2 protein-coding genes are annotated in these 6,258 nt (G+C 41.7%); both read right to left on the bottom strand.

What is annotated here, in order from left to right:
- Positions 1–27: 27 nt before the first annotated feature.
- Positions 28–3,306, bottom strand: coding sequence for a DISARM system SNF2-like helicase DrmD (gene drmD / locus H5968_RS24305; RefSeq protein WP_370569808.1), 3,279 nt, complete (start codon positions 3,304–3,306; stop codon positions 28–30).
- A gap of 84 nt (positions 3,307–3,390) precedes the next feature.
- The gene (dnaX, locus tag H5968_RS24310) at positions 3,391–6,045 is read right to left on the bottom strand and encodes a DNA polymerase III subunit gamma/tau (RefSeq protein ID WP_187041993.1); all 2,655 of its coding nucleotides are present in this window, start codon (positions 6,043–6,045) and stop codon (positions 3,391–3,393) included.
- Positions 6,046–6,258: the final 213 nt, after the last annotated feature.

The following is a 6,258-nucleotide window of genomic DNA, read 5'->3' on the forward strand; positions in this document are numbered from 1 at the left end:
CCCCAGTCCCCAGTCCCCAGTCACCAATTACCCAGAAATAGGCCATAAATAAATTAAACCTACAGGTTCAACTCGTACCGCTTTCACTTGATAAGTTCTTTCAATTCTCTCCGGTTCAGTAATTAATTCTATCTCTAATTTTTCCAACCTTTTCACCCAATAACGACGATCTGCGTCTATTTGTTTTTGTTCATCTGCGGGAAATAATGATAATTGTATTTTGGTGGTTTCTTCCTGTTTTTGGGTAATACGTTCCTTTTGTTCCTCTAAAATCTTTTTCATTTCCCCAGCTTCTTTTTTACCCCTTTCAGTTAATTTTTTCTCTGCTCTTTCTGCTAAAATTTGAGCGCGTTTCTCTAAATGGGGAATGAGTTCTCCAATATCCTGACTTGCGTGTTTTTGTAGTCTGGTTTTGATCCCTTCTCCTACTTCATGAAAATGGGCGATCGCTAATGAGTCTTCTAACAACTGCAAGACATCCTGTTTATCCCCTTCTCCCAATGGTTGCAGTCTTTTTTTACCCCGGTTTGCAGGATCTATCCATTCTGCGGCCATTGCGATCACCTGATCATGCAACCTGGCCGCTTTGTCTCCGTATAACGACAACCGCCCCAAAACAATAATTTTCGGGATTGGATCATTGGTTAAACACACAGAAGCACGGGTAAGTTCATCATGTAAAAACCCTTGGGATAAAAACCTGCTTAATAATCTCTGTACTAACCGATGTTCTAAATGTAAATGTACTACATCCCCATCCAAAGAACCTGGATCACGGAAAACTACCGGACGAATAGGTGCTTCTCTGCGCCATTCCCAGGGTTTTTGTCCTCTTTGTTTCGGTACTCGTAAAGTATCTAAAGTTGCTGACCAAGTAGGATCTGCCCCGGTTTGCTGATCCAGTGCTGGAATCATCCACCGGGCAGTTATCGGGTTATTAACCGCCTCGCTTTCATCCAGCGGTGTTAATGGGGAAGCGTTGAGAATTTCTAAAGATGCAGAAATAGCTGCCCGGAAATGTTGATCACTTAAATTTAACCATTGCTGTGATTTTTTTAACATTTCTTGCAGTTCACCCAGTTGTTTATTTAGGTCTTTTTGTCTGATTCTTGCTGCTTCCAACTCGGCGTTAATAACTTCTAAATTCCCCTCTGTTTTAGTATCTATTTTATCGGCTTGATTAATTTCCTCCGTAATATTATTGATGCTTTGATGGCGAATACCGTCCGCTAATAACCGGGAAACTTTTTTCTCTACAACCGGCGCAAGACTGCCTAACTCTCGCTGAATATTATCTGTTTTCCGTACCAAAACATCTAAAACCTTATCTTCCACCCGTTGAGGTAAGATAAAATAATAACATCTCACTAAAGGCGATCGCTGTAATTTTCTATCTATCCGTCCGTTGCGTTGTTCCATCCGGCTAGGATTCCAAGGTACATCAAAATGAAACAGATCCGCGCAGTGATTCTGTAAATTTACCCCTTCTCTCGCCGCATCCGTAGCAATTAAAATCCGTAATGGATGCCGACTAGGATCACTATTAAACGCCTGTTTAATTTCTTCCCTCCTGTCATCCCCTATCCCCCCATGAAATACATCTATGCGGTTATCTGCTAGATGAGAATGGGCGATCGCTGCCTCTAACTGTTGTTGTAAATAGCGTTTTGTATCTGTATATTCAGTAAAAATAATCACTCTTTTATTTAACCAAGCAGCGTTATTTTCCCCCAAATCAGGACAAAGATTAACTGTAATCCACTCTATCAGCTTGATAATCCTGGGGTCTGGCTGATACCGTACTTGATCAGCAATTTCCCCCATTTGCCGTAAAATCTCTAATTCCTTTGGTGTTGCTTGTAACCCATCTTCCCTACTAGCGGCGCTCATTTGTGCATCTTCTTCCGCTTCTATTTCTGCCTCTGGTAACTCCGCCCTGTCATCATCCGCCCCCGCAGACTCTAATAATACTGGGGACTGGTGACTGGTGATTGGTGACTGGGAAAAATAGGAATAATTTCCCTTTGCACCCCTACCTTCTTGACTTCTTTCTATAGCAGTTCTATGTACTTTTAAAGTCCGAGCAAAAGCTTCAATAGAAGATAACAACCGCTTTTGTAAAGATGTAATTACCAACATTGCCGCAGCTTGGGCGGTTTTAGAAACATCCTTTAATCTTTCTTCCCGTAAATGACGATATTCTTGTAATAACCGAGATAATTGTAACTCTGGGGCATTTTCTGGCAAATTATCAATAATAATCGGTGTTACCTGACGCTGGGGAAAAGCTTCCCCGATCTCCCGTAAGTCCTGCTTTAATCGCCGTACCATCACCGTATCAAGTAACTGCCGATTTCGCACCGGTACACCTCGACAAAACCTTTGCGGATCAAGAATTTCCAATAAAGCTGCAAAACTATTAGAGTGGCCATTGTGAGGCGTAGCAGACAAAAACAACTTATGTTCAAATCTTGGCGCTACTTCCCGGATAGTCCGGGTAAGGTGAGAGTCCACCGCATATTTAGCCCCACTCGCAGGGGCGGCATTGTGCGCTTCATCTAAAATTAACATAGAAGCGGCGTTAAAATCTCCCAACCAATCCCGTAAAGGTGCAGAGTATGTTTCATCTCTAAGTAAAGCATGGGAAATAATAAACCGGCTGTGAGTCGTCCAAGGGTTAATTCCATAACCTCGTTCTTGACGACGGGCGGCGACAAACTCCCGATCAAAAATCATGAAAGTCAACCCAAATCGGCTTTCCATCTCCTCCCGCCATTGTCGCACTACGGAAGGAGGACAGGAAATAACAACACGCTTAACTTTCTGCCGCATCAGCATTTCCCGCAAAATTAAACCCGCCTCAATGGTTTTACCCAAACCCACATCATCGGCAATAAATAAGGCTACCCTGGGCATAAGTAAGGCCTTCCGCAGTGGTTCTAACTGATAAGCTTTAACTTCTATCCCTGCTCGATAAGGTGCTTGAAATAACTTAGTATCTGTGGAAGTTACGCAATTCCAGCGTAAGGTATGCAGGTAAGCACTAAATAACCGGGGCTGGTCAAAACCGCAATTAGCTACACTTTCCCAGGAAGTAGTACCAATGATTTTTGCGTCTATTTCCCTTTCCCAGAGGACTTCTAACTGTTCTCCTAATGCATCATCTTCTAAGCAAGATAAACTAACTTTAGTATCTTCTTTATCATTTGGTTTAGGTACTACATCTTCTACAAGATATTGACGCGATCGCACCCGTACTATTTGACCTGGGATAATATTATTTATGTCAGTTACAGTATTATTCACCTCAACCAGCCCCCTAACTGAGTATTTGCAAGCTAATCATAATCATAATCTGTTTCATATATTTCAACACTGAGTATTTGCAAGCTAATCATAATCATAATCTGTTTCATATATTTCAACATCTGGTGAAACCCCAGTAGCAGATAAATCTAAAACATCATCTGTCAAGCTGATAATTTCCCCCCTAAAAAATTCCGCCAGGCTTTTAGCTGCTTTTGCTACTTGTTCAGCATTCCAAGTTGATACAGGTGCTGGTGATATGGGTGCTGGTGATTGGTGATTGGTGATTGGTGATTGGTGATTGGTGATTGGTGATTGGTGATTGGTGATTGGTGATTGGTGATTGGTGATTGGTGATATGGGTGTTGGTGATATGGGTGTTGGTGATATGGGTGTTGGTGATATGGGTGTTGGTGATACAGGTGTTGGAGTTGGTGGGGGTGCAGAATTATCTACTGAAGCTGTATTTGTAACTACAGGCTCAATTTTCGGTGTAGGTGGAGGTGGTGGTGGTGCGGGTTGTGATGTAGGTGGAGGTTGATTATAAATAGGGGTTGTCGGTAGTTGCTGAACACTAGTAGAATCTTGTGGAGGCGAATTTTTTTTAGCTGTGGCAGAAGTAGAAGAAGTTGCTTTTTCCAAACTTACTTGGATGTCACGTTGAAAAGTGTGGTGAAAAGCAGTTGTAATAATAGGTAAATAAGATTTAACTTTGTCATACCATTTAGGTTGTACAGCAACACGAGCTATGACATCATTTAACTCGATTAATTGGCACATTTGACCTAGTAAAGTTCGTGGTGGTAACTGTTGGATGTTATTACGGACTTGATGCCAAATCTGATTTAAATCATACTCCGATCCCGCTACTACTTCCTGTGGGGGTGCTGTGGGTGTTGTCTCAGGTGCAGGAGGTGTATAAACAGGTTCTGCTGCTGGTGTGGATATCGTGTGAGGTGGTGAATTATGATAATTGGGTTGATTATAAGTTGGTGCAGGAGTAGATGCAGGAGTAGATGCTGTGTTAGGTGCTAAATTTTGATTTGGTTGATGATTTGGTTGATGATTTGGTTGATGATTTGGTTGATGATAAGCTGGTGCAGGTGCAGAAACTGGAGAATGGTAATTTGGTTGAGTATAAGCCTGTGGTGGTGCAAATACAGCAGATGTATTTGCTGCTTGGGGGATACTAGGCGCTTGTACCTGAATATTTGCACTAGGTAATAAACCCAGTAATGTCACTTCTAACCACAAACGGGGTTGAGTAGTATTTTTGAGTTGTACTTCGGCTGTTCTTAAATGTTGCTGTCCCCGCAGAATTGTGGTTATATCTAACCTGTGGGCAAAGTTAACTAATAAAGTCCAAGTTTGTTGAGTACAAGCAACTAAATCTTGTCGAGTTGGGGCGGTTTTGGCTATAAGTAAATCTCGATAAAAAGCGGCCAAATTTTGGAGAATGATTAAGGGTTCACGTCCTCGATCTAGGATTTTGCGGGTAGAATCTAATACTATTTCTGAATTATCTTGAGCGATCGCCTCTAATAAAACCAGCAAATCTTTTTCACTCACTGAACCCACCAAGTCCCAAACCTGATCCGGTGATACTTCCCCTGGTAACAAAGCTAATTGATCTAATAAACTTTCTGCATCCCGCAAACCACCCTGTGAAAGTTGGGCTACCAATGTAATAGCATCTTGAGAAATATTAATACTTTCGTTATTAGCAATTTTACTTAAATGTCTAACCATCGCTTCTAACTGAATCCGCCGAAAATCAAACCTTTGACAGCGGGAAATAATTGTTGGTAATACTCGCTGCGGATCAGTTGTCGCTAAAACAAAAACTACGTGCTTAGGTGGTTCTTCCAGGGTTTTAAGTAACGCATTAAACGCGGCGGTACTTAACATATGACAGTTATGAACTAAAAGCCCATTAGCAACAAAGTTGTGATTATCCTCTACTTCAATATCATAGACTCGCTCAACTCCAGCGAGGTGAACAGATTCGACCTTCTCCAAATTTGTAGTTAAATTTGTAGTTAAATTTGTAAATGAGAGTGCCGCATCCACATTCACAGGGGATAGTATCTTTACTCCTGCTTTTACGTCTCTTGCTGGTATCCATCCCTGATCTGTTCTGATTAAATGATTACCTGTACATCTGATTTCTCGGTTAGTGGTTTTGATCACCAAGGTTTGCTTCTCTCCTTGATCTAACCAACGAACAACTTTTTTAAATTCCCACTTGCCTAATGAATCATTGTAACTCAGGACTTTCTTACCCTTGATACTGGGGTTATCAATGCGAATAAGCCCCTCATCAGTTAAAACTAATGAATCTCCGGTTAGACATTCATCTATCACATAAACCTTATAGCGACACTGCACCGGAGCAAACTGCGCTTTTTCTATCAATTCCCGGATATTATCAACACCAGTATTACTAGCAGCGTCAATTTCAATTACATCCAAAGAATAGCCTTTGGTAATGCCTTGACAAATATCACACACTCCACAGGGTTCAGCAGTGGGATTGTTACTTTTAAGACAATTTAAAGACTTAGCCAAAATCCGGGCGCTGGAAGTTTTCCCCGTACCTCTAGGACCAGTGAATAAATAGGCAGGGGCGATTTTTGCCGAATTAATGGCATTGGTGAGGGTTGTGGCGATCGCCTCTTGTCCCACTAGTTCAGCAAAACTCTTGGGGCGATACTTATGGTGTAGGGGTTCGTAAGGCATAAAGAATAGGCAGTTAACAGTGAACAGTTAACAGTTAAAGTAAATAGGGGTTGCTGAGAAAGTCTTTCCGTGAGGGCATAGGAGTCAGGAGTCAGGAGTCAGGAGTCAGGAGTCAGGAGGAGATTGGAAAATTTCTTTGCCATCTCTTGAAATCCCAAAAAATGCACACTTTTTCTGGTATACCCTTCAAAACCCTTGCACTAATTTCTGTGT

The sequence above is a fragment of the Sphaerospermopsis sp. LEGE 00249 genome, from assembly GCF_014299995.1.
Lineage (GTDB): Bacteria > Cyanobacteriota > Cyanobacteriia > Cyanobacteriales > Nostocaceae > Sphaerospermopsis > Sphaerospermopsis kisseleviana.